Here is a 26,638-nt window from a genome sequence, read left to right as displayed (position 1 = left end):
GGTGGCGGAAGACCTGCGGGACAAGCTCGGCGCGCAACACCTGCCGCTACGCGATCAGGTCCTCGCCGCACTACGGACCGCCATCATCGACGGCGACTACCTTCCCGGAGAACGGCTGACCGAGGACCGGCTGGCTGAGGACTTCGGCGTCTCCCGCAACCCCGTCCGGGAGGCTCTGCGCGTCGCCGAGGCGGAAGGCTTCGTCGTGGTCCTTCCCCGCCGGGGCGCGGTCGTCGCCTCGCCGAGCAGCGGCACCATCACCGACATGTTCGCCGTCCGCGAGCGGCTGGAGACGCTGGCCGCCCGGCTGGCCGCCGAGCGGGCGACCGCAACGGACGTGGCGGCCCTGCGTGCCCTGCTCGACCAGGGCCGCGAGGCGACGCAGCGGCAGGACCTGGCCCGGGTCGCCGAACTGAACAGCACACTGCACCTGCGCATCCTCCAGATCAGCGGAAACCCCTGGCTGTCGTCGATCGCCAAGTCGCTCTACCTCCATGTCCAGTGGGTCTTCCGGCTCGGGGCGGCGCAACGCGCACCACACTCGTGGGCCGAGCACATCCAGCTCGTCGACGCCATCGAGTCAGGTGACGGTGACCGCGCCGAGCAGGCCGCGCTCGCCCACCTCGACGCGGCATCCGCCGCCGCCTACGAGAACGCCGAGGGCGGATACGGCGCCCGCTAACGGCCGCACGCGTAGCCCTGCATCCCTCGGGGGTTCGCACCCGCGGAGAGCACGCCCGTCGCCGGGTCGCGGGTCACGGCGCAGAGCCGCCCGAGGCTCCACCCGTCGGTGACCCGCACCTCGTGCCCGTACGCCCGCAGGGCCGCCAGCACACCCTCGTCGAGCCGGTCCTCCACCACCAGGACGCCGGGCTCCATGTCGCGTGGATAGAACGACCCCGGCAGGCTGACCGTGTGCCACGCGGGCGCGTCGATGGCCTCCTGCAGGGACTGGCCGCCGACGAGATGCCGCAGCAGGAACGGCAGCTGCCACTGGTCCTGCTGATCGCCACCGGGTGTGCCGCACGCCAGCACCGGCTCCCCGTCGCGGTGCACCATCGTCGGGCTCAAGGTCGTACGCGGGCGACGACCCGGCGCCAACGACGAGGCGAGACCCTCCTCCAGCCAGAACATCTGCAGCCTGCTGCCCAGCGGAAAGCCGAGTTCCGGAATGGTGGGAGAACTCTGCAACCAGCCACCACTCGGGGTCGCCGAGATCATGTTGCCCCAGCGGTCGACGACGTCCACGTGACAGGTGTCGCCACGGGTCACCCCGTCGGCCTGCACCGTCGGCTCCCCCGTCGTGGGATCCGTAGGGTCGGCACGCCGCACGGCACCGGGCCGGACGTGGGCCGGCAGGCGCGGCTGTGCCCCGTCGGGACGCCCCGGCCGCAACTCCGCCGACGCGCGATCGCCGATCAGGGCGGCGCGCTCCCGCGCGTACTCCCGGGAGAGCAGCGCCTTGGCGGGCACATCGGCGTCGTCGCCGTACCAGGCCTCCCGGTCGGCGAAGGCGAGCTTGAGCGCCTCGACCTGAGCGTGGACGCCGGTCGCGGTCCCCGAGTCGTACGCGCCGGGGTCGTCGAGCGCGTCGAGGACGGACAGCGCCTCCAGCAGCACCGGCCCCTGGCCCCAGAAACCGGTCTTCGACACCGAGTAGCCGTGCCAGTCGAGGGTGGCGGGCGCCTCCCAGGTCGCCGAGTACGCGGCCAGGTCGTCGCCGGTGACGAGCCCGGCATTCGGTCGACCACTGGAGTCCTGGAACGGCTGCCTGCTGAACCGATCGATCGCCTCGGCGACGAAACCCGTACTCCAGGCTCGGCGGGCGGCCTCGATCTGCGCCTCCCGGTCGGCGCCGGCCGCCTGCCCCGCCTCGACCAGCCTGCGCAGGGTGCCCGCGTACGCCGGGTTGGCGAACATCTCCCCCGCGGCCGGTGGTCGGCCTCCGCGCAGCCAGAGCTGGGCGGAGGTGGGCCAGTGTTCCTCGAACAACGACCGCACGGCTGCCACGGTGTCACCGACCCGGCCGATCAGTGGGTGGCCGGCACCGGCATAGCCGATCGCCGGCTCCAGCACCTCGGCGAGGGTGAGCGTGCCGTGCTCGCGCAGCAGCAGGAGCCAGGCGTCCACGGCGCCGGGCACGGCGGCCGCGAGCGGTCCGGCTCCCGGGATGAGGTCCATCCCGAGCGACCGGAAATGGGCGATGGTGGCACCGGCCGGGGCGGGCCCCTGCCCGCACAGCACCTTCGGCCTCGGGTCCTGCGCGGTGGCCACGATCGCCGGCACCTCGCCGCCCGGACCGTTCAGGTGCGGTTCGACCACGTGCAGGACGAAACCGGCGGTGACCGCGGCGTCGAAGGCGTTGCCCCCGCGTTCGAGGATTCCCATCGCCGCCTGACTGGCGAGCCAGTGCGTCGAGGACACCATGCCGAAGGTGCCCTGCAGCGTCGGTCGGGTGGTGAACGTCATGACGAAACCTCACTCGGATCTACGGTGCGAACGTCGGGACCGGTGCCGTCGGGCTGGACCAGGTGGCACGCGGCCATGCCGTCGCCGATCGCCGTCTGCGCCGGCACCTCCGTCGCGCACCTGTCGAACGCGAGCGGGCACCGGGTACGGAACCGGCAGCCGGACGGCGGATCGAACGCGGACGGCAGGTCATCGCCGAGCAGCACCGGCTGACGCTGCCGTTGGCGCACCGGGTCCGCCACCGGCGCGGCGGACAGCAGTGCCTGCGTGTACGGGTGGGCGGGCCGGGCGAAGATCCGCTCGCGGGTGCCCTTCTCGACGAGTTGGCCCAGGTACATGACGGCGATGTCGTCGGCCAGATACTCGACGGCGGACAGGTCATGGGTGATGAAGAGGCAGGCGAACCCGATGTCGCGTTGCAGGTCGGCGAGGAGGTTGAGCACCGACGCCTGGACGGACACGTCGAGTGCGCTGGTGGGTTCGTCCGCGATGAGCAGCATGGGTTCGGAGATCAGTGCCCGGGCGATGCTGACCCGTTGGCGTTGCCCACCGGACAGCTCGTGGGGATAGCGACGCGCCACCTCGGCGCGCAGGCCCACCCGCTCCAGTTGCGGAGCGACGCGGGCGTCCCGGTCGCGCCGGGAGATCCGTGTGCCGGCCAGCCGCAGGGGCTCGGCCACGATCTCGCCCACCAGCATGCGTGGGTCCAGTGACGCGGCTGGGTCCTGGAACACGATCGACACCGCGCCACGGTGTGGGCGCAGCCGCCGTCGGGACAGATGGGTGACGTCCGTCCCGGCGATCCGGACCGTCCCGGCGGTCGGCTCGACGAGCCGCACCACGCATCGACCCACTGTCGACTTGCCGGAACCGCTCTCCCCCACCAGGGCCGTGACCCGGCCTCTCGGAATGGTGAGGGACACCCCGTCCACGGCGCGGACCGGGCCGAAGTGCATGACCAGATCCTCGATCTCCAGGGCGTTCGGCTGCGGCGTCATCGGTTCGCCTCCTGGGGTGCCATGGAGCAGGGGTGCCAACAGGCCGCGAGGTGGTCCGTGCCACCGACCCCCTCCAGGGGCGGTGCGGCGTCGCGGCACTGCGCGTCGGCGGCCGGGCAGCGGTCCGCGAAGGTGCACAGGTCGGGTTGGATCGACAGGACGGGCACCAGCCCGGGGATCTCCGTCAACCGATCCGTGCCGGCGTGCCGGCCCGGCTGCGGTGACGCCGACAGGAGCCCGGCCGTGTAACGGTGCCGCGGGTACGCGAACAGGTCGAGGACCGGTGCCCGCTCGACCACCCGCCCCGCGTACATGACGACGACGCGGTCCGCGATGTCGGCGATCACGCCGAGATCGTGCGTGATGATGAGGACGCTCGTGCCGAGCCGGTCCCGCAGGTCCCGCAGCACCTGGAGGATGCCGGCCTGGACGGTGACGTCCAGCGCCGTGGTCGGCTCGTCGGCCACCAGCACCTTCGGGCCACACGCCACCGCCATCGCGATCATCACGCGCTGGCGCATCCCGCCGGAGAGCTGGTGCGGGTAGGTGTCGACCCGTTGGGCCGCGGACGGGATCCCGACGAGCGTCAGCAGCTCGACGGCGCGAGCCCGTGCCGCCCGTCGGGACATCCGCTCGTGGACCTGGAGCACCTCCCCGATCTGACGCCCGACGGTGAGCACCGGGTTCAAGGAGGTCATCGGCTCCTGGAAGATGTAGGCGATCTCCTGGCCGCGTACGCGGCGCAGCGCCGACTCGCGGGCGCCGACCAGCTCGGTGCCGTTGAGGCGTACGGAGCCGGTGATCCGGGCGCTGCCGGGCAGCAGGCCGGCGATGCTCATCGCGGTGACGCTCTTTCCGCACCCCGACTCCCCCACCATCCCGACGATCTCGCCGGGTGCGAGATCCAGACTGACACCGTCGACCGCCGAGACGGTGCCGGTCTCGGTCGGAAACGACACCGAGAGTTCGCGTATCTCCAGGACGGGCGCGACGGCCCGTTCGACAGTGGTCATCGGCGGTCTCCCTTCGGGTCGAGGGCGTCGCGCAGGGCATCGCCGAAGACGTTGAACGCCAGCGCGAGACCCATGATCACAACACCGGGGAGGACTGCGGCCCACGGTGCTCGGGCGGCGAACTGCTGGGCGGTGGCCAGCATCGTGCCCAGGCTGGGTGCCGGGGGTTGGATGCCGAGGCCGAGGAACGACAGCACCGCCTCGCCGAGGATCGCGGCCGGGATCGCGACCGTGGCCTGCACCAGGATCACCGACGTCGCGTTCGGCAGGATGTGCCGGGCCAGCACCCACAGGTCACTCGCCCCGTCCACGACGGCTGCCGCGACGAAGTCCAGCGACTTGAGGCGCAGCGTGTCCGAGCGGACGACCCGGATCACCCCGGGGATCTGGGCGATGCCGATGGCCACGGCGGCGTTGCCGAGGCTGGCACCCCGGATGGCCGCCAGCCCCACCGCCATGATCAGGAACGGAAATGCGAGCAGCAGGTCGGTGAAGCGCGAGATCACCGCGTCCCAGGCCCGGAAGTAACCGGCCGCGAGCCCGAGCGGCACCCCGATGACCAGGGAGGTGGCCACCGCCAGGAGCCCCACCTGCAGCGATGCTCGCGCACCGAGCATGATGCGGGACAGGACATCCCGACCGAGGTCGTCGGTGCCGAGCACGTGCCCGGGGCTGCCGGGAGGTGCGAACGTACGGGCGAAGTCGGTCTGGTCGACGGAGTAGGGCGCGATCCACGGCGAGAGCAGCGCGATGACAGCCGCGAGCGCGAGCACGACGAAGCTCACGACAGCGAGCGGGTTGCGACGCAACCGCCGCAGCACGCGCGTACGCCGGGTGATGCTGGCGCCGCCGGTCTCCGCCATCGGTACGGTGAGGACGGTCATGCCGGATCTCCCGTCACCCGAATCCGTGGGTCGATCACCGAGTAGAGCAGATCCACGAGAAGGTTGATCACGATGTAGGCCGCCGCGGTGAGCAGGACGACGGCCTGGATCACCGGGTAGTCCCGTTGGAACACCGCGTCGATGGTCATCTTGCCGAAGCCCGGCAGCCCGAAGATCTGCTCGGTGACGACCGCGCCCGAGATCAGTCCGCCGAGTTGAAGACCCACGACGGTCACCACCACGATGAGGCTGTTCCGCAGGGCGTGCTGGGTGATGACGGCTCGCGGCCGGAGGCCCTTCGCCTTCGCCGTCCGTACGTAGTCGGAGGAGAGCGAGTCCAGCATCGCCGACCGGGTCTGCCGCATGATGATGGCGGCGAGGCCGGTCCCGAGGATCACGGCCGGCAGGACGATGTGGTGCAGGTTGTCCACGGGATCCTCCAGGAACGGCACGAACCCGGAGGCGGGGAACAGCCCGGTGGCCACGGACAGGTAGAGGATCGCGAGCAGCCCGAGCCAGAAATGCGGCACCGACAGACCGATCAGGGCCAGGCCGTTGGCGAGCCACTCCGCCGGGCGCCCGCGGCGTACGGCCGCGAGCACCCCGGCGCCGACGCCGAGCGCCGTGGCGATGAGGATCGCCAGGACGGACAGCTCGACGGTGACCGGCAGGGCGGTCGTGAGCATCGACGAGACCGGCGTACCGGTGCGGATCGACACCCCGAAGTCGCCCTGCGCCATGCGCTCCAGGTACTGCGCGAACTGGACTGGCAGCGGCTGGTCCAGCCCGTAGTGCCGACGGATGGCCTCCAGTGCCTCCGGCGACCGGTCCTCGCCGGCCAGCGCGAGGGCCGGGTCACCGGGGAGCGCCCGCACACCGACGAAGACCACGACCGTCGACAACAGCAGGGTCAGCGCCGACTGCCAGGCGCGGGTGAGGAGATATCGGGCCACGGCGACCTACTTGGTGAAGCCGGCGAAGGCCGCGCGGATCACGCCGTCCGGGAACACCTGCAGGCCCTGGATCTGCTTGCTGACGGCGGTGAGGTTCCGCTGCCGGTAGAGGTAGATCAGCGCGTCGTCCTGCTGCAGCAGGGTCACGGCCTGCCCGTACAGCTTCTTGCGCTCCTCGATGTCGCCGGACTGGCGGGCCTGGGTCAGCAGTGCGTCGAGCTGGGGGTTGCTGTAGCCGGAGACGTTCTGGCTCGCGCCGGTGCCGACGAAGTTCGTGATGTTGGCGTCCGGGTCGATCCGCCCGCTCCAGCCGAGCTGCAACAGCTCGAAGTTGCCGCGGTCCTGCTCGTCGAGGAGCGACGAGTATTCCACCGGGTTGATTTTCAGGTCGAACCCGCCGTCCTTGACCATGGACTGCAACGCCTGCGCGAGGCGCAGCGTGTCGGGCGTGTTCGACGCGAGCATCGTCACCGTGTACGGCGTCTGCACGCCCGCCTCGGTGAGCAGTTGCTTGGCCTTGGCGGGGTCGTGCGCCGGGCAGGTCTGCGCTTCCGGTGACGAGAACGTGCTCGCGGGCGAGATGGGTGAGCACGCGGCGGCGTGGATGCCGTTGAAGACGGCGTCGACGAGCGCCTTCCGGTCGATGGCGTGCTCGAAGGCCTGCCGCACCTTGGCGTTCTGTGCGAGGGGGCGGTTGATGGGCTTGGGTGCGGTGCCGACACCGTCGACGTTGCCGATGTTGATGGTGAGGCCCTGGTAGCCGAGCGACTGCGACTGGAGGACGGAGACGGAGGACTCCTGCCGCAGGGAGGCGACGTCCTGGGTGGAGACGCTGTCGGCGACCTGGGCGTCGCCGGAGCGCAGGTTGGCGGCGCGGATGCTCGCGTCGCTGAGGATGCGCCACGAGATGGCGTCGAGGTGGACCTTGTCAGCCTCGTAGTAGTTCGGGTCCTTCACGACTTCGATCGAGTTCTGCGGCACCCGTTTGGCGAACTTGAAGGGGCCGACGCAGACCGGCGCCGAGGCGAAGTCGTCGCCCAGGCTCTGCAGCGCCTTGGCGCTCATGACCATGCCGGCCCGGTCGGCGAGGGCGCCGAGCAGGGGCGCGAACGGCTGCTTCAGCCGGAGGACGACGGTCTGGGCGTCAGGGGTGTCGACGCCGTCGATGGGACCGAGCTCGCTCTTGCGCGCCGACCGAGCGTTGGTGAGGTGGCGCTGCAGGGTGGCCTTCACCGCGGCGGAGTCGAACGGCGTCCCGTCCGCGAAGCGCACGCCCTGACGCAGCGCAATCGTCACCGTCCGGCCGTCGCTGCTCGTGGTGGGCAGGGCGGTCGCGAGCTGCGGTACGACCTGCGCCTGCTCGTTGACGTCGTAGAGCTTCTGGCACATCGCCTGGAAGACATAGCGGGAGTAGAGGCTTCTCGACAGCGTCGGATCCAGCGCGTCGGGTTCTGCGGAGAGGGCGATGACCAGCTTGCCGCCCTGCTTGACGGCGGCGGGGTCCGCCGGCGTACCGAAGGAATCCTGGCCGGCCGACGGGTTGTCGCCGGACTGGTCGCCGCTCCCGCTGTTCGAGACCGGTGAGCAGGCAACAACCGTGCAGACGACAGCGGCCGCCGCCACCGCGGCCCGGAGCACACGGCGGCGGGGCAGGCTCGTTTCGCTGACGGAGAGGTTCGTCATGGAGAGCTCCTCGAGTGGACGATTCGGGGAGCGTATGTTGTATACGATGACCGCCGCAAGACCTCCGTGGATGACTCTCGGGCACCCCGCGCATGCCTGAGCACCTTGGACAAATCCAGCCCGGGATCAGCCGACAGGCCCGGCCCGGCCACCCCGGAAAAGGCTGACCAGGACGACCAGAGCGAGCACCGCCGGCACGCCCAGCATGGCGAACAGGATGGCGAAGAAGGTCGACCCCACCTCGGCCTGCTGCCGCAGCGCGGTCTTCATCGTGATCGTTGCGATGCCGTCGCCACCCCGGACGCGACCCCGACGATCGTCGCGTTGGCGATCAGCGTCCCCAGCACGGCCATCCACATGCTGAACGCGAGCAGGCCGGCCCCCACGATCAGGCCGACGCAGGCGCTGGCCAGCGCCGCACGCGAGGACAGGACGCGGGTCAGCAGCTGACCGAACGCGGCACCGGCGAAGGCCACGAAAACCACCAGCGCCCGCGGGCGGCCGGCGGGGGTTGGGCACGCTGCCTTTGGAGCTGATGTCGTAAACGATTCAGACCTGCTGGCTGGCGCCTCCCGTCCGGAGCCCGCAGTTCAGAACCCGGCACCCGGCACCCGGCACCCGGCGACAGCATCGGCATCGGCACGCGGTGATGTCACAAACGATTCAGCTCCAAAGGCACCCACCAGCACATCCCCACCGGCGCGACCTTGAAGCGAATCAGTCAGGCCAGACACAGCGCCGGCCGTGCACAAACGCGTCCGCAGCGCTGCCGGCGCCGTGTCAGCAGGTCGCGCGGTAGGGCTCGGTCCGCGCGCCGGGGATCGTCGAGACAACTACACGCCCCGCGGTCAGCTCGCCGGTCCGCCTTCCGGGCCCCCGGAATCCCGACGGTGATACTCGGGGCGAAGCTTCGCGCTCGCGAAGGCCGCCTTCACCGCTGCCGAGAGCGCGGTGATGTCGTACGCGCCGTGATGTCGCCGGCCGTTGATGAAGAAGGTCGGGGTGCCGGTGACGCCGCTGAGGTCGGCGGAGTCGACGTCCTCGGCGATCCGGTCGACGCCCATCCGCTCGACCATGTGCTCCCGGAACCGGTCCAGCTCCAGGCCGAGCTGTTCGGCGTAACCGAGCACATCCGTGGGATTGAGCGCGACCTGGTGTGTGAGAAGCAGGTCGTGCATCTCCCAGAACGCGCCCTGCTCACTCGCCGCCTCCGCAGCCTCGGCGGCGAGCTGGGCCTGCGGATGGACATCGGTGAGCGGCAGGTGCCGCCAGACGTACCGGACGTTCGCGAAGTCGGCCAACAACTCCCGAACCGCCGGCTCGGCCTGCCCGCAGTAGGGACACTCGAAATCCCCGTACTCGACGACCGTCACCGGCGCCTCGCTCGGCCCGCGCAGGTGGTCGCGCTCCGGATCGACCGGAAGCATCAGGTCGACGATCCCCTCGGCGACGCCCAGCAGCGCCCGCGCACGCCGCGCCGGCGGGAGCCGCGCGGCAGCGCGGAAAACCAGCCAGGTGATGACGGACGCACCAACCGTCGCGACGAGGATGCCGAGCTTCGCCTCGTCCAGGGCCGAACCGCTCAGGGCATGGGTGGCGATGAGCAGGGCGACGGTGAACCCGATGCCGGAGACCGTGCCCACCCCGGCGACGGCGACCCAGCCGACCGGCGGCCGGAATCGGTTGCCGCTCAGACGCGCGACCAGCCACGAGGTGGCAACGATTCCGGCCGGCTTGCCGATGACGTACGCCGCCACGACGCCAAGCGTGACCGGGGAGGTCACGGCCCTGGCCAGGAGCTCGCCGTCGATCACGATCCCGACGTTCGCCAGCGCGAAGAGCGGCACCACCACGTAGCTCGCCAACGGATGGTAGAGGGTCTGCAAACGCTCGTTGGGCGACAATGCCGAGGTGAGCCCGGCCTGGGCCATACGGGCGAGCTGCGGGGTGGGCTGTTCCCGGAAGAGCCGGAACTGGTCGCTCGCCCGCTGCAGTTCGTTGCGGCCGGGGGCGTAGGCGTAGGTCAGCAACCCCATCACCAGGCCCACCAGGACCGGGTCGACACCGGACTCCGAAACCGCGACCCAGGCCGCCACCCCCAGCAGCGCAAAGACCGGCCCGAACCGCACGCCCCACGCCCGGACGAGCAGGACGACGCCGAAGATTCCCGCCGCGACGAACAGCGCCGTCGACGAGGGATGTTCCGGGTAGGCGATCGCCAGCACCGCGATCGCGACCAGGTCGTCGATGACGGAGACCGTCAGCAGGAAACCCCGCAACCGATCCGAGAAGCGTGGTCCGAAAACGGCCAGCGCGCCGAGCGCGAGCGCCGTGTCCGTGGCCATCACCGCTCCCCAGCCCGCGACGGTGGGGTGCCCGGCGTTGATCGCGAGATAGATCCCGATCGGCAGGAGCATGCCGCCGAGCCCGGCCAACATCGGCAACGCCAGGCGCCGTCGTTCCCGCAGCTCACCGATGTCGAATTCGCGGCGCAACTCCAGCCCGGCGACCAGAAAGAAGAACGTCATGAGGCCGCTGTTGATCCAGAACCGCAGGTCGTGTGACACGCGCCAGTCGCCGAACTGGACGGAGAAGGGCGTGCTCCAGAGCGACTCGTACGACGACAGGTGCAGGTTGGCCCACAGGAGCGCCGCCACCGCAGCGACCAGCACCACCCGTGCGCCGCCGGTCTCGGTACGCAGGAACGCGCGCAGCGGAGCGTTGACCCGGCCCTCCCAGGCGGTCCGGGCGGACCATCCCCGGCGTGGATTGCTGCTCGTCACGGGGACAATCCTCCCCGACCTGATCGCCACCGGGTTCGGATTCGCGCACACAGCGACCGGGGTGCCGCATCCCGCCTGGTCTGCGCAGCCATCGGGGCATGCACACAGCGCCACCGGTTGGTAGCGTACCGGTGATCTCGCCGGCCACCGCCGGCAGTGGTCCCCTGGGGAGGGTCGGCATGTGGGCGGACGACGCGGCGCTCGACGCGGCGGGACGCCGGCTCGACGAGTGGGAGTCGTCGCTCGCCGAACGCGCGGAGCGGGCGAAGACGCTGTCGGCGAGGGTGCAGGCTCTGACCGGCACCGCCCGCAGCCCTGACCGGACAGTCGAGGTCACCGTCGACTCAGCTGGCCTGCTGATCGACCTGTGGCTCGACGAGCGCGTCCGGCACCATCCGGCTGCGAGCACCGCCCGGCAGATCCTGGCGACCACCCGGGCCGCCCACGCCCACCTGCTGACGCAGCTCAGCGAGGTCACCACGGAGTCCCTCGGCGACGACGCGAGCGCCCAGGCCATCATCGACTCGTACCGCAGCCGGCTGTTCCGGGACCAGGGGCCAAGCGATGCCCGCCGATGACGGCATCCAGGTCGACCCGGCCGACCTGACCACCCACGCCGCACGCCTCGACCGCTGCGCCGGCAACCTCGACACCGCCCAGCAGGCAGGCCAGCACGTCCGGTTGGGCACCGACGCCTACGGTCAGCTCTGCGCGATGATGCCGACGCTGCTCGACGGCCTGCAACGGGCCCTGGTCGACGGCATCGGCACGGCCGCCGGATCGGTGCGCGACACCGCCGGGAAGCTGCGAACCGGCGCAGACCGCTACCGAACCTCCGACGCCCACGCCAAGCAACTGCTCGACGGGGTGCGGCAGCGCCGGTGACCTCCAACCCACTCGTCGCCACCGCAGCGGACACCCCGCCCAGCGCCTGGGCGGGCGTGTGGATCTGCGAGGACATCGAGCTCATCGCGCAGGGCGTACGCACGGGCAGCTGGATCGACGGGAGCCTCGGCGTCGTCAGCGCCGGCCTGGACGCCCTCGCCTTCGTCTCCGACCCGGTCAGCGCCCTGCTCCAGTACGGCATCGCCTGGCTCATCGAACACGTCAAGCCACTCAGTGAAGCCCTCGACTGGCTCGCCGGCGACCCGGCGCAGATCACCGCACACGCACAGACCTGGCGCAATGTGGCCGGGTCGCTACGCGACGAGGCCGCCACGCTGGCGCGCGCCGTCCGCACCGATGTCGCCACCTGGGGCGGCAGCGCCGGCCCCGCCTACCGCGCCTGGACCGCCGAACAGCAACAGGCCATCACCGGCCTCGCCAAGGGCGCCGACACCATGGCCGCGATCACCGAAGGCGCCGCCGGTCTGGTGGCCGCCGTCCGGCTCCTGGTCCGCGACGCCATCGCCACCTGCGTCTCCCGCCTCATCGTGTACGCGGGCGAACTCCTCGTCACCGGCGGGCTGGCCGCACCGCTGGTCGTGGAACAGGTGACGACGACGGTCGCGTCGTGGGGAGCGCGGATCGCGCGGCTGCTGCGCGGACTGCTGGCCAGCCTGCGACGGCTGATCCCGGAGATCCGCCGGCTCGGCGACCTCATCGAGAAGCTCAAGCAGGCGTTGGGGCGGCTCGGGCCTGCCGACCGGATGGGACAACGACGTGACTGGGCTGATCCGAGGGATCGGCCGGTGCCTCCGGGCCGGGCCCCCGACTCCTATCTATCCGCTGGAGACCCCGTCTACCACTCTGATCGTTCGACGGGCATCGGTTACGACGATTTGACGATGCGGAACCTCGACAAGATGCGACCGCTGGAGGGGCACCATGACGTCATCGTGCACGGCACCGACGAGGGATACTTCGTCCCGGGCAAGGTTTCAGCAAACGGAGCGCACATGGACGGGAATGCCACCAACGCGGCGCAGATCGCCGCCGCGGTTCGGGAGAATCCCGCCTACAACGGCGAACCCCTTCGTTTGGTCTCCTGTTATGCCGGCACCGTCAAGTCCGACCTTGACGCGGTACCCCTCGGTCAACAGGTCGCCGACGAACTCGGGGTCAGCGTGGTCGCGCCGACGGCCCGGGTGGGGACTCAGCGATGGGCCGCAGAACCCCAGCCGCCAGTCGTCGAGGGCGGCGGCTCCTGGGAGGTCTTCGTACCGCGAGCGAGGGGGCACTGATGAACACCGTCGGGTTCTTTCGAGAACTAGGACCCAACCAGACCGAGGTCTACGTGGAGAGCATCCACGCGCACGTCAACGCGGAGCCGCTCCCCGACGCTCTCCGGGTCGGAGACTATCTACGCCACGGGCATGGCCTCATCGACGTCATGGGCGCGGAGATCGACGTCCTCGGTAGCGGCCGGCATCTCGTCGGGGGCGCATCGGTCCTGACAGACGGCGAATGGTTGTGGCGCGACGACCTGCGCTTCTACCTCGCCACCTACCACGTGCGCCTGCCCACGGAATTCCTGGAGACAGTGCGCGGCAATGACTACCGGGTGCCCGATCTCCGAGGAGATCAGCTCCGGCTGGCCGGCGAGGAAGCGAGTCGGATCCTCGGATACCACTGATGCAGTACTGGGTGGCCGAGTCGAAGCGGAGCCCACCGCTCGTCACGGCCACGTGCAGCCCGTACCGGAGCCCTCCCCGGGCACTAGGCTGATCTTGGTTGGCGTCCCCTGGGGCAGGATGTGCGCCATGACAACGCACCGCCAGCACCTGGTCTACGGCCACGTCACCAATCACGACTGCCTCGCCTTCATCGACGCCCGCATTGCCGCCGGGGAGGCCGCGGAGATCAGGGCACTCGCCACCGCGCGGACCTGGGGCGAGGCCCGACAGGTCCAGATGACCCACCTGTCGCACCCCGCCGGCCCCGACTGCTACGAGCCGGAGGACGGGTACGGCGACGACGAGCCCTTCGACATCACTGAGGTGGGCGCGGTCGTGGAAGGGTACTGGCCCCCGATGGTCACGACGCGCGCGCTCGACGTGCTGCCGCAGGACCTGCGGAACCGGTACGGCAAACTCGTGCTCACGGTTCACACCGGTAAGTACCTCGAGGTTCCACTCGCCTGCGAGACCGAGCTGGTGGCGGAGCTGCGCGGGCGCGGCTACGAGGTGACCCGCGACGACGAGCTCATCAACCTGCTCGACGGCTTTAGCCTGGGCTCGCTAGCCAGCTGAGACGTCCTCACGCCCGAGGATCGGCGGAGATCGCCCGCCGGGCGCGAGCCGCATCCTCCTGGCTCGTTACTACCGGCGGCGCTTGTTGAGACTCGGAAGGCCACCGGACACGGTCCGCACGCTGCCGTCCGGGTTGCTCCGGCCCGGCTTTTGTTGGGCCTCTGTCACCCGCCTCCCGGCCAGGTCGGAGGCACTCAGATCGACGACGACCCGGTCTGACCGCTGCCAGCTCCGTAGGCGAGCCAGAGCTTGCTGGCTGTCGGCGATGCCGGTCAACGCACGGATGGCCGGCATAGCCCTGGTCGCGTCTGCGAGCAGGAGATGAGCGGCGTCGGCGGGGCTCAGCCGGTGTTGCGAGGCGTTCGCTACCGGCACGAGGGAGGCGTGGATCTTCCCGTTCTGGGGCCACAACCACACCGGCCGCTTGCCATCGCCGGCCCGCATCACAGCAGTTGTGGACGGGGTAGCTGGTCCGGACGACGGCGTGGACGAGGCCGGCTTCGCCGAGAGGTGGGCTTGCAGAGCGTCCGGCCGCTGCACTCGTCGCCGCGACTGTGCCGGGACGTCGACAGTCGGGCGGGGCGAGGCCGTCCCTCCCGACGACGTTCCCGCGCCGGGTTGCGGCGGCTCGGTCGGGCCCGCTCGCCGTTCCCCCACGAACCAGCCGGCAAATTGCCACTGCTCCGGTGTGAACCTGACCGGGATGACCTCGGTCAGGTGTGGTGCCGACAGGTCCTGAACTGTGAGTTGCGCGCGTCGCTTCGCATGGCCGGCTGCGGTGAGTGACCCGATACCGAGGATCGCGGCCAGCGGTATCCGCCTGACGTAGGACTTCGGCCACGGCAGCAACCGCCAATGCCGGAGGACAAGGTGCTCCTCCTCGAACCAGGCGTCCCAACGTCGAGCAACCATCCCCGCCACCTCCCGTGCTGCGCACGTTAGCGGCGTTTTGATCAAGACTGCACTCGGCCCAACGGGCAGTTCAGATGACGCATCATCTGGTTGTGTCAGCGATGCAGGCGTGGCGAACACTCGCCCCGCCCTAGAGGGCCGGCAGATCCTTGCGCAGCCGGCGGGCGCAGGGGCCGTCGTGGCCGTCGCGGAGGAGGCAGCGGCGGCCACCGGGCAGCCGCAGGTCGCAGAAGACCCGGTGGCGGAGGAACTGCTGGTCCTCTTCGGAGACGGTGGTCTCCCCCGGGTCAGCCATCGGCAGCACCAGCATCCAGCGGCCGATGACCCGTGCCAGGCGTTGCGCGGCGGGCAGGTCGGTGGCGACCACGGGCAGGTGGATGACGTACCGCTGGCTCATCGGGCCCGGTCCCGGTCGGTGCCAGCGTGGTCGGACTGCCAGGTGCGCAGCGCGAGCTTGATCCGTGCGATCTCCCGGCGGCTCTCAGCTAAGGCGGCGTGGAGGGTGGCCATGTCGACGGCGACCCGGTCGAGGAAGTCGTACACGTCGTCGGGATTCAGGCCGCGACGTCCCAGCCCGGTCGGCGCGAACCGACGCTCGCTCACCTGCCAGGGCAGCAGACTGGTGTACGTCGAGGAACGATACGTCGCCCCGCTTTCCCGTGCCGGTCGTTTGTTGCGGACGCTCATCTTGCTCGACCTGCCTCTCTTTGGTGAAAGGGGTGCGGCCCCGCTCATACCGTTCGCGCAGTCCCGTCCCACCCCGACGCCGCAGCTTCGATCAGGGGAACGGCACCAGGACTGGTATATGGCGTCACTCGACCGGGCTATAGATCCAGCTCCCGCCCTGGGGCATCGCCGCCTCTGTAAATATACAGACAGGGGCACAGCGGCACAACCAGTGTGGCCCACGGGGGGACAAGGCTTGTTAGGTATGACCGTCGATCCGCGCTCACACACACCCGTCTACCTGCAGGTAGCCGACATACTGCGGCGGCGGATCGAATCCGGTGAGCTGGCGCCCGGGGTATCGCTGCCGAGCGAAGCCCGGCTGACCCAGGAGTACGGCATCGGCCGTGAGGCCGTCCGGATGGCGATGTCGATACTGCGGTCCGAGGGGCTGGTCAGCACCGTTCGCGGTCACGGAACACGGGTGCGAAGCACGCCCGAGCGGCAACAGGTAGAACTGCCGGCCGGCGCGTCGGTCGTCGCTCGAATGCCGACCGGCCGAGAACGGAACGAGCTGCACCTGGACGAGGGCGTCCCGGTGCTGGAGATCCGCCACGGCAAGGGCGAGGTGGAGGTCAAACCCGGCGATCAGGTCGAGCTAATGCGCCCGACCGAGAGTTGAGCCGCAACCGGCGAACCGATCCGCACATCCGGAGTGGGCGGCGGATTAAGTAGAAAAGGCCTCGCCGCCATCCAGGGACACCCAGCGGACGATGGTTAGCTTTCGTCCTCGTTCGTGACGTCGTCGGGGTCCTGTGGATCGTCGTATTCCTCTGCAAACGCTTCGGGCGCCTCCTCACCCCCGGTCAACTCTCCCGCATCAACGTCTCGCTGCGCCTGCTTGCCCATGGCCTTCTCCACCAACTCCAGCAGCGCCCGCCGGCGAGCGAGGAAGAACGCGTCGAAGTCCGCCGCCCGCAGCGCCTTGGTGTCGATCAGGTGAGCACCGATGATGGCGTCAAGCTCATCGGAGCTGATGGCGGCGGCACCTTCGAGCTTCGGCACGTACGCTGCAGGAGAAGCTCCACCGATCAAACGGTTGGTCTTCGCGGCCAACGGCGTCTTGTTGATGATGCTCTCGCGGAGATTGCGCGGAATCTTGTTGTCGTCGCACCATTTCTTCGGAAAGACGTGGTGGATGTCGACATCGAGAGCGACGTACTGCGTGTGGTCGAAGGTCTGGTGGAATCTCCAGTCCTTGGCACCCTCCGCCATCAGGAGTGCGTGCAGGCCCTTGTACGCGGCGGACTGCCGGGTTCGCAGCGACAGCAGCCGGGACTCAGCGAACGTCGCTCCCGACACGGTGCCCGGGAGCTGGATCGTGTTGTCCGGGGACGTTACGGCGCGCGCCCAGGCCGGGACCTGGTCGACGTCGCGCGCAAAGCGGGTTTCCGTAGCCCGCCGTAGAGTTCGCCGAGGATGCCGCACCAGAACCACTGACGAAGGCGATTTCGAACCCCATAGATGGTCGCAGCCTCGCCGAGGATCACGCGGATCACCGCCAAAGGCACCAGTTGCGTCGGGTACGGGATGTCGCGCGCCCGGTGGATGTGTTCGTCCCGGAGAAACTGCGCCACCCACACCAGCGCCTCCCTCACCTTCTCAGCCCATGCCAGGTACTGACTGAGTTCGAGCCGCAGCACGTCCTCCTTCCGGGCCGAAGTGAACGACGGCCCGTGAGCGGTCACGAGCAGGCTGACCGCTTGGAGGAAGTCCGTATTACGGATGCCCCGCAGGACGGGATGAGCGGAAATGATCTGCTCGGTGAGTTGCCAGTCGTCCTTCAGGCGGAAGTCGTCGCCGTGCTGGTCGAAATAGGCGGCATCACCAGCGAAGGTAGCGGTCAACAACTCGAAGACGTTGAGGGGAAGTCCGCCGGTGTTGACCTTCTCGAAGACCGTGGCGACCGCGCCCTTGGTAGTAGACTTATCCAGCTCAATGGCTGGAATCTCGTAGCTCTGCATCGGCGTGAGGATCTCGCCCTGAAAGCGTTGGATGAGCGCTCTCCGCGCGGTCGCGTCCCCCGTCTCATCTGGGAAGTTCCACAACCAGTCGAGCTGACCGGGCGAGTCGTAGATCAACCGAAACGGAAAGTAGCCGTGTTCGCGCTCCTTCTCTGGAGTGGACACGTCGAGGCGGATGTCCTTGCCGAAGTTGGTCCGCTCGACCCCGTCGCCCGGCAGTACCACCACCGCCTCGTCCCGGCGGGCCGGGTCCTCGAGGGCTCGGGCGATGTCGATGTAGAAGCGCCGCTGAACCTGCTTCTTCCGAGCGTCCTCGGTGTCGACCACCCCCGAGCTGGTCAGTGACTGGTATAGCGACGTCAGGCGCTGCTGCCCGTCGAGCAGGAGCAGGTCCGGCTCTGCCTTGCCGGACTCCGGGGGCGTTCCCTCGATTGCCTTCGGCTTGAACCGCACCTGGTCGTTGCCGGTTTGGAGCAGCATAAGCACGCCGAGCGGGTGGCCCAGAGTCACCGTGACGAGCAGAGACCTGATGCGCTCCTCGTCCCACTTGTAGCCGCGCTGGAAGTCCGGCAGCTGGATCCTGCCACTGCTGGCCTGTTCCAGAAGCTTGGACAACTTGTACTGCGGCGTCTGGAACCCCACGATGCTCCCCGGAACGATCGGTTGACGGTGCGGTCAGGCTACCGGGACGTCCTTCGGCGCACCGCCCTCGACGGTCAGAACGATGGACCGAGTGTGCGGCGGTATGGGCCGAGAGTCCGGTCAGTCGGGCCACGGGGCAGGTCAGGCCGGGCGAACAGGTCGACGAGCGCCTGTACTAACCGACCCGAGCGGAGGCGATTTCAGGTGCGGTGGAAACGTTGCCCACCGGGCTCGGAGTCTCCTGCCCGCTATCCATCCAGGCCACGGCACCGATATCCGGTGTGGCCGTCGCGGTGCCGCATCCAAAACACCACGTCGAGCACTCGCAACGTGGTGATCTCCGGCGGTAACTCCGCCTCCGCCTGCAGCCGAGTGAGGCGGTCCACGAGAACACCCCCGTCCTCATGGAGGCGCTCATGCAGACAACTCCAGAAGCCGCCGCCGGTGCGATAGGCGCAGCGCACGACCTCGTCATACACGGGCACGAGGCGGGGTCGCTTTCGTGCAAGCAGCTTCCCTGCAGTTACCCAGCCAACGCCGCCGTTGTTCTTCAGCAAACGCCAGGCTCGGTCGGCGGGACCACCATCCGTGATGTACTGCGGGGCCTCATTGTCAGCAAGGGAGACGTCCGTCGGGATGCACCGTAATTCCGTCGCGACCTCTCGTCCGAGAGCACCTTCGAGCAGATCAAGGGCGACGCGCGCAGGCACATGCACGCTGAGCAACTCGACCGCGATCAAGTCGTCCGAGGTAACCCTGTCTCTTACAGCAGGGTGATCACCGCCGCCTCCAAGCTGCTCAAACCGGCCTCCGGTGAAGGCTGGCAAGCCATTCGGCAGTCCAACGCCAAAGTATCGCCGTAGGTCTGCCACGGACCGCGGATCTGCCAGAACTCGGAGCAGTACTGCAAGATTCAGGCCTCGGCAGCTCATCATCAACCTCTCGCTGGTCTATGGCGTCTACGCAGATGCCGTCCGGGGCGCAGTAGGTGTCAAGCGGACAGATCCGCCAGAGCCCGGCGGCGGATTTCCTTGAGGGACACCATTTTCCCGGTGCGTGCGTCCTCGGCGTGCCAGAAGTCCAGGCCATCGGTCGCCTTCGTGGTGGCCGAAACACTCGGACCATGCACGACGATCTTCACCGCCTCCCCCGCCCCGGACGGCGAGTTGTAAACCTGTCCGCGATATCGGATGGTGCCGTCGGCCAAGAGTTCGGCTTGGTGCTGCTTGCCGAAGTAGCTGGCAACAAGCGTGCAGCCCGGCCGCAGCCGGCCTACGTCGATCATGTCGGGAAGATGAAGCCTGCGCTCTTCTGGGCTGACCCGAGGCTTACCGGGTCGGCGATTGCCAGCGCTGGAGCTCAACCTTGATTGAACCTCCGCGACCGGGACGACTCGCGGAGCTTCAATGCTGCTCTCTTGCCTCTGAGCTTTCAGCGGCACGGAGGCCGCTGGAGCTGGTCGGGAGGCCAGCGGCGTGGCCGCCGCGGGGAAGTCGAAGGTCGCGCGCGCTCGCACGAGACTGGAGCGGATGTCCTCCCGGGTGAGCTTGGACAGCCGACGGTCGAGCAGCGCCACAAGGTCGACGGCAGGCTCCCCGCCGGCGAACAGCTCCACGAGCTCGGCGTGTACCTGTCGGTCGACGAAGAAGCCCTTCCACAGCTCCTCAATCCGGTTGTCCCGCATGTTGTCCTTACTGAGCAGGCTCAACAGCTCGACTACCGCTTCTACGTCGTCCTCAAGTCGGACTGCGCGGAAGAGCTTCTGTTCAACCGGCACTGGCGCGTGCGCGTTGTAGACCCGCCACTCCGATCCGTCCGTGAGCGCCACCCACTCGACGCCAGCAACGGCGGCGTAGGCGATCGTCTGGTTTGCCCACCGCGGATCGTCAAGGTTCTCGCCAAGCCCTTTCGCCTCGATGAACAGCCGCGGCGTGCGTAGTAGTAGAAGGGCGTAGTCGACCGGGTTGTCGGTGCCACGACGTCGGTACTCACGGTGCACCTCATCGGGGTCGAACAAGTCCCATCCCAAGGCGCCGATGACGGGCTCGATCAAGCCTGCCTTGGTGTTCTGCTCACCGATCCGCTGCGCGCGCCGCCGGTGGCGCTCCAACAGGTCGGCGCACTGCTTGACCGCGTCATGTAGTTCAATCACCCGTTCACCCTGCTCACCAACGCCCCACTTCAGCTGACCGTCCGCCAGGTCATCGTGCCGGCGAGGGCGAGACCGCGCCAGCCCGCCGGGCAGCAACCTCTCCGCCACTGGCACAAGACGAGAAGACCACATCGCGTGGTCCAATTGAAGATCTGTTCAAGCACCGTTTGTGGACAATAAGCTGAGGCCCCTCAGACGTGCGCCGCCGGATGCCTGCAGACGTCGCGGCACTACGCTTGGTCTTCCGCGTAGGTGCGGGTCTGCTTGAGCACCAGATCGACAGCCTCCACCCGGGCGTCGGGCGGGTAGCCGTACCGGGCCAGCAGTCGCTTGACCTTGCTGCGAACCAGAGCCTGGGCCTGCTCCCGGATCCACCAGTCGACCGGCAGGTCCTGAAGCTCCTTAACGAGGTCCCTGGCGATCTGCCCCAGCACTCCGTCGCCAAGCAATTCCTTCGCCGACTCATTCTGCGCGACAGCGGTGTAGAAGGCGTACTCGTCCTCGGTCAGGCCCATCTCGGCAGCCTTACCGCGATCGGCCGAAACCTCCTTGGCCAGCGCGACCAGCTCCGCGATGATCTCGGCGGCTGTCAGCCCGCCCGAGGTGTAGCGCTGCATCGTCTTGAGCAGTTTCGCGGTGAACCCTTCCTGGGCGACGACGTTGTGGGGGTGCGCCAACCTGACCTCGCGCTCGATCGCTCGACGCAGCGCCTCGATGGCCAGGTTAGGGCGCTGGCTCTCGCGCATTCGACGCATAAAGTCTTCGTCCAAGTGCGACAGATCGGGGCGCTGGATACCAGCCGCCTCATAGATGTCGACCACCTCATCCACCGCGATCGCGCTCGCCGTAAGCTGTCGGATCGCCAACTCCACGTCCGCCGCCGTCGCGAGCCCTCGCTCCGCCCGCTCCTCGGCCCTCAGCTTGGCCAGATAGAGGCGCACGGCTTCGAAGAATTCCAAATCCGTCCGTAGTGGCCGAAGCTTGTCCTCACGCGGGCAGTTGCTGTAGGCGCGAGCGATCTTGCGGGCGGTGTCGGCGTAGCGATCGGCGAGGGTCGGCTTGCCCACTTCCAGGTCTGGTTCAGGGCTGCGGAGGTAATCCACGACGTCGAGCGCGGCATGGTAGAAGGCACGCGGTCTGCCCGAGTCGCGCTTGGCCTTCCAGTTGATGCCGTGAAGCTGGCTGCCAATCACGCCGTGCAGCTCAACCACCATGTCGACGGCCGCACTGATGTCCTTTCCGATCGGCTTCTCATCGATGTCGGTCCGGGTGTACTCGGCGAGCGCCTTGGTGAGGTCGTCGGCGATGCCAAGGAAGTCCACCACCAGACCGCTGGGCTTCTCGCCCCATCGACGGTTGACTCGGGCGAGTGCCTGCATCAACGCTGCCCCACGCATCGGCTTGTCCAGGTACATGGTGTGCAGCGGCGGCGAGTCGAACCCGGTTAGCCACAGCGACTGGACGATCACCAACTCCAGCGGGTCGTCAGCATCCGTGGCTCGTCGCTGAATCTTCTTCAGCGCGCTGGTCGATCGGACGTGGGTGGCGATCGGCTCCTGATCCTTGGCGCTGCCGGTGTAAACGACCTTGATCAGGCCTTCGTCGTCCTCTTCGTCGTGCCACTCCGAGCGGAGCTCGATGATCTCCTTATAAAGATCAGCTGCGACTTTGCGGGAGTAGCAGACGATTATGCCCTTGCCGGGTTTACCGGTCAGCTTGACCATCTCGGTCCGGCGCCGTTCCCAGTGCTCGACGATGTCCGTGGCGAGCGTCCCTACTCGGTCGGCGTGGCCCACGACATCCTCATACTGCGCGAATGCCCGCCGGACGCGCTTGATCTCCTCCTCGTCGAGGTCGACCGTCAGGTCCTCGGCCTCCTCGTCCAACTCCACCGGGTTGACGCCCTCGGGGAGGTGCACCGGAATGTGTCTGTTCTCGTAGTAGACCCTCACCGTGGCACCGTCGCGGACCGCCCGAGTCAGGTCGTATACGTCGATGTAGTCGCCGAAGACAGCCCGGGTATTTGCCTCGGCCCGTGAGATCGGCGTGCCGGTAAAGGCGATGAACGCCGCGTTGGGCAACGCGTCGTGCAGGTTCTTGGCGTAGCCGTCGAGGAAGTCGTAGTGGCTGCGGTGCGCCTCGTCCACGACCACGACCACGTTGCGCCGCTTCGACAGCAGCGGGAAGTCGATGTTCGCTTCCTTGTCCGCCTTCGAGCGGTTGAACTTCTGTAGGGTGGTGAAGATGATCCCGCCGGACGGCCGATCCAGCAGGCGCATCAACTGCTCCTTCGTGTCCGCCTGCACAGGCGTCTCCGGGAGCAACTCGCTGGCCGCAAAGGTGAGGAAGAGCTGACTGTCCAGATCGATCCGGTCGGTGAGCACCACGACTGTGGGGTTACGCAGCGCAGGCTCCTTCATCACCTTCGCCGTGTAGTACGCCATCTCCATGCTCTTGCCTGAGCCCTGGGTGTGCCAGACGACGCCGATCTTGCCGTCGCCGCCCACCGCGGTGATCGTCTTGTCGACCGCGGTGTTGACCGCGAACATCTGGTGGGCTTTCGCCAGCCGCACCGTGTCGATCGCGCCACCCCGCTCTCGCGAGAAGGCGGTGAAGTTGACCAGCAGGTCCAAGAAGAGCTTTGGGTCGAACGCCCCACCGACCAGAGTCTCCAGCGCGCGGCCGTCAGTGACGTCAACCGGCTCGCCGCGCTCGTCGATGTCCCATGGAGCCATGTGTTCCCATGCGGTGAACAACGTGCCGATCCTAGCGGTGATGCCATCACTGGCGACCGCGAAGACCGGCACCGCGAGGGCCGTCGCCCCGAACTCACGCCGATAGGTCATGAGCTGGTCGTACGCCTCGCGGGTGCCGTCGGTCGCGCCGGCCTTCTTGAGCTCGAACACCGCCAACGGCAGACCGTTCACATAGGCCACCACATCCAGCCGGCGCTTGCGCCGGGAGTCCTTGATTGTGACCTGGTTGGCCGCGATCAGATCATTGCCGTACGGGTCGAGAAAGTCGATCACCCAGGCCGTGTCGGTGCGAATCTCCCCCGACGCCGGATCGACGTAGCGGACCTTTACCCCACGCGTGAGCAGTGAGTGAAGGCGATACCGCTCCGTGAACGCGTCGGCCGACGTCCGCTTCTCGAACTCGGCAGCCACCTCGTCCACGGCGTCCGGCGGCAACTGCGGATTGATCCGCGCGACCGCCTCGCGCAGGTGGCCGTACAGAACCAGGTCACCCCAGGACTTCCGCGTGCCATCACCCTTGCGCGACGGCGCCAGTTCAGCCCCGGTCATGGGCTGCCACCACTCGCCAAGTTGATCCTTGACGTGGTGCTCCCACTCGGCCTCGGACTCGTCGTGTGGGTAGGTCGGATTGTCTGACAAGATCATGGCTCCTCAAAAGAGCGGGTGGCGCGCGGCGGAAAGGTCGTTCAGTGCTGGGCGAATGTGTCAGACCGCGTCGGAGACCAACTGCTCCGCATCCTTGATCCGCAGCTCTCCAGAAATCAGCTTTGGCAGCAGCATGTCTCGAAGCTCTGCCAAACGGCGACTCTCGCTCGATGCCGCCTGGACCCTGTTGACCAGAGGTTGAGCCACGCCGTGAAATTCCTCTGCCGCCTTTTCGCCGGGCCACGAAATCTCATATTCAGCCAGGTCTGCCCATTTGGTGCGCGGCATGCGGGTACCATCGCTGCGAGCCGTTGCATGGGCCACGACCTCATCACTAGACAAAGACATCAACACCCAGGTTCCCACGGTTTCTTTAACCGCGCGCACCACGATAATGTCGGTCGAGCAGACCCCATCGACTGGCGCCAAAACAACCTTGTGGAAGTACGGCCGAAGCTTTCCGAAAAGGAAATCGCCCGCGCGGAATGACGTCTTGACACTGCTAACTTCGCTCGCATTGCCCCAGGAGTCCAGCCAGATACTTTTGCGCGGCACATGCTCAAGGCCTACGTACGGTTCTGTTCCGTTGATAGCCGATGGGTTGACCCCATCACGCACTTGCACGCCTAACTCGTCAATCCGAATGGTGTCTGGCGCTGCCGAGGAAACAGCTGCGAAATTCATACGCAGAATCTGCTCTGCTGTTCTTGCGACCCGCCCGTTGACCGCGATCTTGTCGTCGAGCCCACCAAGCAACGCCGTGATCGCTTTTTGCTCGACCAGCGAGGGCACAGGAATAGATGCATTCGCGATGACACCCACGCTTAGATTCTGCTGTGCAGCACCATTAGCGAGCGAGATCAGAGCATCGCGGCCAGCTAGGAGACTATAGTACAGGAATCGATAGTCTGCCCGACTCGGATCAACGATCAGTGCGCAACACGCCTGATTACATGCCATTGGCGAGCCAAGAATTGCGAGCTTGCCCGCCGTCGCCCCATACATGGCGACAAGCACTGTGTTGGCCGGGAGGAGCTTGGCCGAGGATCGGGCCAATCCAGCCTCGGTGATGTGTTCTTCGGCATCCCAGATGATCTCGTCGCGGATCTCCTGAGTCTTAAGCCATGGGACGCCGGAGGTCGAATAGAAGAACGGTTCCTTGCGGCTCGGGGTTCCGCCGCTCGTGACCTTTGAACAAAGGTCTCGAATCGGGACAGCAGGCCACTCTGGCAGACTGCGGATGAGATGCATCAGAGCCGCCCGAGCTGTTGACGGACAATTGCCTCGAGACGGGCCGACTCGTCGAAGTGCGCGAGGAGTTCTTTCGCCAGGCAAGCAATCCTCTCCTCGGTCGGCTCGTCGCCAGTGGTGTCGACTTCGGCTGCGCCGACGTAGCGGCCAGGCGTGAGGATGAAGTCGTGTTCGCGGATCTCGTCCACAGTGGCTGACTTACATAAGCCTGGTACGTCGGCGTACTCGACTGTTTTGTCGGTCCCGCGCCAGGCGTGGTAGATAACCGCGATGCGGCGAAGGTCGTCGCCGGTGAGTTCGCGCTCGGTGCGGTTCACCATCACGCCCATATTGCGGGCATCGATAAAGAGAACCTGGTTGGTGCGGTTGGCGAGCCGCTTCGATCCCTGTGGGCTCTTGTCTCGGGCGAGGAACCATAGACAGGCCGGGATCTGGGTCGAGCGGAAGAGCTGACCGGGGAGCGCGACCATGCACGCGACGAGGTCGCCTTCCACCATGGCGCGACGGATGTCGCCCTCGCCGGACTGCTTGCTAGACATGGAGCCGTTGGCGAGGACGATGCCGGCGCGCCCCTTCGGGGAGAGCTTGTGGGCCATGTGCTGCAGCCAGGCGTAGTTGGCGTTGCCGACCGGCGGGATGCCGTACTCCCAGCGGGGGTCCATGACGAGTCTGTCGCCTCCCCAGTCGGAAATGTTGAACGGGGGGTTGGCCATCACGACGTCGGCGCGCAGGTCGGGGTGCTGATCCTCGTGGAAGCTGTCGGCCCACCTCGTGCTGAGGTTGGTTTCGATGCCGTGGATGGCGAGGTTCATCTTCGCCAGCCGCCAGGTGTTCTGGTTGAGCTCCTGGCCGAAGACCGAGATATCAAACGCCTTGCCACCGTGGGTCTCGATGAACTTCTCGGCTTGGACGAACATGCCGCCGGAGCCGCAGGCCGGGTCGTAGACCCGCTCGCCTGGTTGCGGTTCGAGGATCTCGACGATGAGCTTGACGATGCTCTTCGGCGTGAAGTACTCGCCACCGCGCCGGCCCTCGGCCAGCGCGAACTTCTCCAGACAGTATTCGTAGACCTCGCCGAGAACATCGCGGGCGCTGCGGCGCTTGCCGTCAGCGTCGAACTGGTCGCGGAAACGGAGCTTGTGGATCAGGTCGACGAGTTCGCCGAGGCGCCGCTCATCGACACCTCGGCCGTTGTAGAGGCCCTGCGGCAGGGCACCTTTGAGGTCCGGGTTGGCGTCGCCGACGGCCTTCATCGCGCCGTCGAGGAGTTGGCCGATGCTGGTCTGACCGGCGGCGGTCTTGGCGCGATGCGCGAGAGACTCCCAGCGCGCGGCTTGCGGCACCCAGAAGACGCCGCGGCCGGCGTACTCGTCCTGGTCCTCCAGCAGCGCGGGCCGGTTCGCCTCGGGAATGCCCTCTGCCTCCAGCTCAGCTTCGATCTGCGCCCGCCGCTCGTCGAACGCGTCCGAGGTGTACTTGAGGAAGATGAGACCGAGCACGAAGTGCTTGTACTCGGCGGCGTCCATGCTGCCGCGCAGCTTGTCGGCCGACTTCCACAGGGTGCCTTTCAGGTCGGCCGATTGCGGCTCTACCGGCTTGCGCGCGCGTGGGGGCAC

General features: G+C 67.8%; 24 protein-coding genes and 1 pseudogene. 7 read left to right on the top strand and 18 right to left on the bottom strand.

Annotation, left to right across the window (positions count from 1 at the left end; all coding sequences use genetic code 11):
* Position 1: 1 nt before the first annotated feature.
* Positions 2–682, top strand: coding sequence for a GntR family transcriptional regulator (locus ABZS37_RS27725; RefSeq protein ID WP_354991996.1), 681 nt, complete (start codon positions 2–4; stop codon positions 680–682).
* Here ABZS37_RS27725 and ABZS37_RS27720 read toward each other — a convergent pair.
* The 9 genes and pseudogenes from ABZS37_RS27720 to nhaA all read right to left on the bottom strand — a co-directional run.
* Positions 679–2,469 carry a gamma-glutamyltransferase family protein gene (locus ABZS37_RS27720; protein ID WP_355173686.1) on the bottom strand — a complete coding sequence of 597 codons (1,791 nt, stop codon included), beginning with the start codon at positions 2,467–2,469 and terminating at the stop codon, positions 679–681. The two genes, ABZS37_RS27725 and ABZS37_RS27720, sit on opposite strands and share 4 nt — an antisense overlap.
* A complete protein-coding gene (locus tag ABZS37_RS27715) occupies positions 2,466–3,467 on the bottom strand; it encodes an oligopeptide/dipeptide ABC transporter ATP-binding protein (protein WP_355173684.1) in 1,002 nt (333 codons plus the stop codon). The genes ABZS37_RS27720 and ABZS37_RS27715 overlap by 4 nt, the downstream gene beginning before the upstream one ends.
* On the bottom strand, positions 3,464–4,480 hold the full coding sequence (locus ABZS37_RS27710; RefSeq protein ID WP_355173682.1) for an ABC transporter ATP-binding protein: 1,017 nt from the start codon (positions 4,478–4,480) through the stop codon (positions 3,464–3,466). The genes ABZS37_RS27715 and ABZS37_RS27710 overlap by 4 nt, the downstream gene beginning before the upstream one ends.
* Positions 4,477–5,364, bottom strand: a complete 888-nt coding sequence (locus tag ABZS37_RS27705) for an ABC transporter permease (protein ID WP_355173680.1) — start codon at positions 5,362–5,364, stop codon at positions 4,477–4,479. Before ABZS37_RS27705 ends, ABZS37_RS27710 begins: the two co-directional genes overlap by 4 nt.
* Positions 5,361–6,317, bottom strand: coding sequence for an ABC transporter permease (locus ABZS37_RS27700; RefSeq protein ID WP_355173678.1), 957 nt, complete (start codon positions 6,315–6,317; stop codon positions 5,361–5,363). The genes ABZS37_RS27705 and ABZS37_RS27700 overlap by 4 nt, the downstream gene beginning before the upstream one ends.
* Positions 6,318–6,323: 6 nt before the next feature.
* Complete coding sequence (locus ABZS37_RS27695) at positions 6,324–8,000, bottom strand: ABC transporter substrate-binding protein (RefSeq protein ID WP_355173676.1); 1,677 nt, start codon at positions 7,998–8,000, stop codon at positions 6,324–6,326.
* A 126-nt stretch (positions 8,001–8,126) separates the two neighbouring features.
* Positions 8,127–8,270: a hypothetical protein gene (locus tag ABZS37_RS27690; protein WP_355173674.1), complete on the bottom strand. Its 144-nt coding sequence runs from the start codon at positions 8,268–8,270 to the stop codon at positions 8,127–8,129.
* Positions 8,267–8,476: a hypothetical protein gene (locus tag ABZS37_RS27685; protein WP_355173672.1), complete on the bottom strand. Its 210-nt coding sequence runs from the start codon at positions 8,474–8,476 to the stop codon at positions 8,267–8,269. The genes ABZS37_RS27690 and ABZS37_RS27685 overlap by 4 nt, the downstream gene beginning before the upstream one ends.
* A 420-nt stretch (positions 8,477–8,896) precedes the next feature.
* Positions 8,897–10,783: pseudogene (gene nhaA / locus ABZS37_RS27680) on the bottom strand (Na+/H+ antiporter NhaA); the annotation flags it as partial.
* A gap of 179 nt (positions 10,784–10,962) precedes the next feature.
* Between nhaA and ABZS37_RS27675 the strand changes: the two are divergent.
* From ABZS37_RS27675 to ABZS37_RS27655, 5 genes are all read left to right on the top strand, one after another.
* Complete coding sequence (locus ABZS37_RS27675) at positions 10,963–11,361, top strand: YbaB/EbfC family DNA-binding protein (RefSeq protein ID WP_355173671.1); 399 nt, start codon at positions 10,963–10,965, stop codon at positions 11,359–11,361.
* The gene (locus tag ABZS37_RS27670) at positions 11,348–11,668 is read left to right on the top strand and encodes a type VII secretion target (protein WP_355173670.1); all 321 of its coding nucleotides are present in this window, start codon (positions 11,348–11,350) and stop codon (positions 11,666–11,668) included. The genes ABZS37_RS27675 and ABZS37_RS27670 overlap by 14 nt, the downstream gene beginning before the upstream one ends.
* Complete coding sequence (locus ABZS37_RS27665; RefSeq protein WP_355173668.1) at positions 11,665–12,966, top strand: WXG100 family type VII secretion target; 1,302 nt, start codon at positions 11,665–11,667, stop codon at positions 12,964–12,966. Before ABZS37_RS27670 ends, ABZS37_RS27665 begins: the two co-directional genes overlap by 4 nt.
* Positions 12,966–13,358, top strand: coding sequence for a hypothetical protein (locus tag ABZS37_RS27660; RefSeq protein ID WP_355173666.1), 393 nt, complete (start codon positions 12,966–12,968; stop codon positions 13,356–13,358). Before ABZS37_RS27665 ends, ABZS37_RS27660 begins: the two co-directional genes overlap by 1 nt.
* A gap of 127 nt (positions 13,359–13,485) precedes the next feature.
* Positions 13,486–13,974 (top strand): hypothetical protein, encoded by a 489-nt coding sequence (locus tag ABZS37_RS27655; protein WP_355173664.1) that lies wholly within the window; start codon positions 13,486–13,488, stop codon positions 13,972–13,974.
* A 1,042-nt stretch (positions 13,975–15,016) separates the two neighbouring features.
* On the opposite strand, the gene ABZS37_RS27650 is transcribed toward ABZS37_RS27655, so the two are convergent.
* Together ABZS37_RS27650 and ABZS37_RS27645 are read right to left on the bottom strand one after the other, a co-directional pair.
* Entirely contained in the window at positions 15,017–15,283 is a 267-nt protein-coding gene (locus tag ABZS37_RS27650) for a hypothetical protein (protein ID WP_355173662.1), read from the bottom strand.
* Positions 15,280–15,573, bottom strand: coding sequence for a DivIVA domain-containing protein (locus ABZS37_RS27645; protein ID WP_355173660.1), 294 nt, complete (start codon positions 15,571–15,573; stop codon positions 15,280–15,282). The genes ABZS37_RS27650 and ABZS37_RS27645 overlap by 4 nt, the downstream gene beginning before the upstream one ends.
* A 244-nt stretch (positions 15,574–15,817) precedes the next feature.
* Between ABZS37_RS27645 and ABZS37_RS27640 the strand changes: the two genes are divergently transcribed.
* Positions 15,818–16,234: a winged helix-turn-helix domain-containing protein gene (locus ABZS37_RS27640; RefSeq protein WP_355173658.1), complete on the top strand. Its 417-nt coding sequence runs from the start codon at positions 15,818–15,820 to the stop codon at positions 16,232–16,234.
* A gap of 95 nt (positions 16,235–16,329) precedes the next feature.
* On the opposite strand, the gene ABZS37_RS27635 is transcribed toward ABZS37_RS27640, so the two are convergent.
* The 7 genes from ABZS37_RS27635 to ABZS37_RS27605 form a co-directional block, all read right to left on the bottom strand.
* Entirely contained in the window at positions 16,330–16,914 is a 585-nt protein-coding gene (locus ABZS37_RS27635; protein ID WP_355173656.1) for a hypothetical protein, read from the bottom strand.
* A 35-nt stretch (positions 16,915–16,949) separates the two neighbouring features.
* Positions 16,950–18,218, bottom strand: coding sequence for a DUF262 domain-containing protein (locus ABZS37_RS27630; RefSeq protein ID WP_355173654.1), 1,269 nt, complete (start codon positions 18,216–18,218; stop codon positions 16,950–16,952).
* Between the two features lie 248 nt (positions 18,219–18,466).
* Positions 18,467–19,150, bottom strand: coding sequence for a DUF6308 family protein (locus tag ABZS37_RS27625; RefSeq protein WP_355173736.1), 684 nt, complete (start codon positions 19,148–19,150; stop codon positions 18,467–18,469).
* Between the two features lie 59 nt (positions 19,151–19,209).
* Entirely contained in the window at positions 19,210–20,370 is a 1,161-nt protein-coding gene (locus ABZS37_RS27620) for a hypothetical protein (protein WP_355173652.1), read from the bottom strand.
* A gap of 230 nt (positions 20,371–20,600) precedes the next feature.
* On the bottom strand, positions 20,601–23,771 hold the full coding sequence (locus ABZS37_RS27615) for a type I restriction endonuclease subunit R (RefSeq protein WP_355173650.1): 3,171 nt from the start codon (positions 23,769–23,771) through the stop codon (positions 20,601–20,603).
* Positions 23,772–23,831: 60 nt separating this feature from the next.
* A complete protein-coding gene (locus tag ABZS37_RS27610; protein WP_355173648.1) occupies positions 23,832–25,022 on the bottom strand; it encodes a restriction endonuclease subunit S in 1,191 nt (396 codons plus the stop codon).
* Positions 25,022–26,638, bottom strand: coding sequence for a class I SAM-dependent DNA methyltransferase (locus ABZS37_RS27605; RefSeq protein WP_355173646.1), 1,617 nt, complete (start codon positions 26,636–26,638; stop codon positions 25,022–25,024). Before ABZS37_RS27605 ends, ABZS37_RS27610 begins: the two co-directional genes overlap by 1 nt.

It is taken from the genome of Micromonospora sp. NPDC005413 (assembly GCF_040606435.1).
GTDB lineage: Bacteria > Actinomycetota > Actinomycetes > Mycobacteriales > Micromonosporaceae > Micromonospora.
This window is presented reverse-complemented; position numbering and strand designations above follow the sequence as displayed.

Bases quoted from the DNA above. Each gene is read 5' to 3' on its own strand.
- ABZS37_RS27720 (WP_355173686.1), bottom strand. From the start codon at position 2,469: ATGACGTTCACCACCCGACCGACGCTGCAGGGCACCTTCGGCATGGTG.
- ABZS37_RS27715 (WP_355173684.1), bottom strand. From the start codon at position 3,467: ATGACGCCGCAGCCGAACGCCCTGGAGATCGAGGATCTGGTCATGCAC.
- ABZS37_RS27710 (WP_355173682.1), bottom strand. From the start codon at position 4,480: ATGACCACTGTCGAACGGGCCGTCGCGCCCGTCCTGGAGATACGCGAA.
- ABZS37_RS27705 (WP_355173680.1), bottom strand. From the start codon at position 5,364: ATGACCGTCCTCACCGTACCGATGGCGGAGACCGGCGGCGCCAGCATC.
- ABZS37_RS27695 (WP_355173676.1), bottom strand. From the start codon at position 8,000: ATGACGAACCTCTCCGTCAGCGAAACGAGCCTGCCCCGCCGCCGTGTG.
- ABZS37_RS27690 (WP_355173674.1), bottom strand. From the start codon at position 8,270: ATGAAGACCGCGCTGCGGCAGCAGGCCGAGGTGGGGTCGACCTTCTTC.
- ABZS37_RS27675 (WP_355173671.1), top strand. From the start codon at position 10,963: ATGTGGGCGGACGACGCGGCGCTCGACGCGGCGGGACGCCGGCTCGAC.
- ABZS37_RS27670 (WP_355173670.1), top strand. From the start codon at position 11,348: ATGCCCGCCGATGACGGCATCCAGGTCGACCCGGCCGACCTGACCACC.
- ABZS37_RS27660 (WP_355173666.1), top strand. From the start codon at position 12,966: ATGAACACCGTCGGGTTCTTTCGAGAACTAGGACCCAACCAGACCGAG.
- ABZS37_RS27655 (WP_355173664.1), top strand. From the start codon at position 13,486: ATGACAACGCACCGCCAGCACCTGGTCTACGGCCACGTCACCAATCAC.
- ABZS37_RS27650 (WP_355173662.1), bottom strand. From the start codon at position 15,283: ATGAGCCAGCGGTACGTCATCCACCTGCCCGTGGTCGCCACCGACCTG.
- ABZS37_RS27645 (WP_355173660.1), bottom strand. From the start codon at position 15,573: ATGAGCGTCCGCAACAAACGACCGGCACGGGAAAGCGGGGCGACGTAT.
- ABZS37_RS27640 (WP_355173658.1), top strand. From the start codon at position 15,818: ATGACCGTCGATCCGCGCTCACACACACCCGTCTACCTGCAGGTAGCC.
- ABZS37_RS27625 (WP_355173736.1), bottom strand. From the start codon at position 19,150: ATGAGCTGCCGAGGCCTGAATCTTGCAGTACTGCTCCGAGTTCTGGCA.
- ABZS37_RS27615 (WP_355173650.1), bottom strand. From the start codon at position 23,771: ATGATCTTGTCAGACAATCCGACCTACCCACACGACGAGTCCGAGGCC.
- ABZS37_RS27610 (WP_355173648.1), bottom strand. From the start codon at position 25,022: ATGCATCTCATCCGCAGTCTGCCAGAGTGGCCTGCTGTCCCGATTCGA.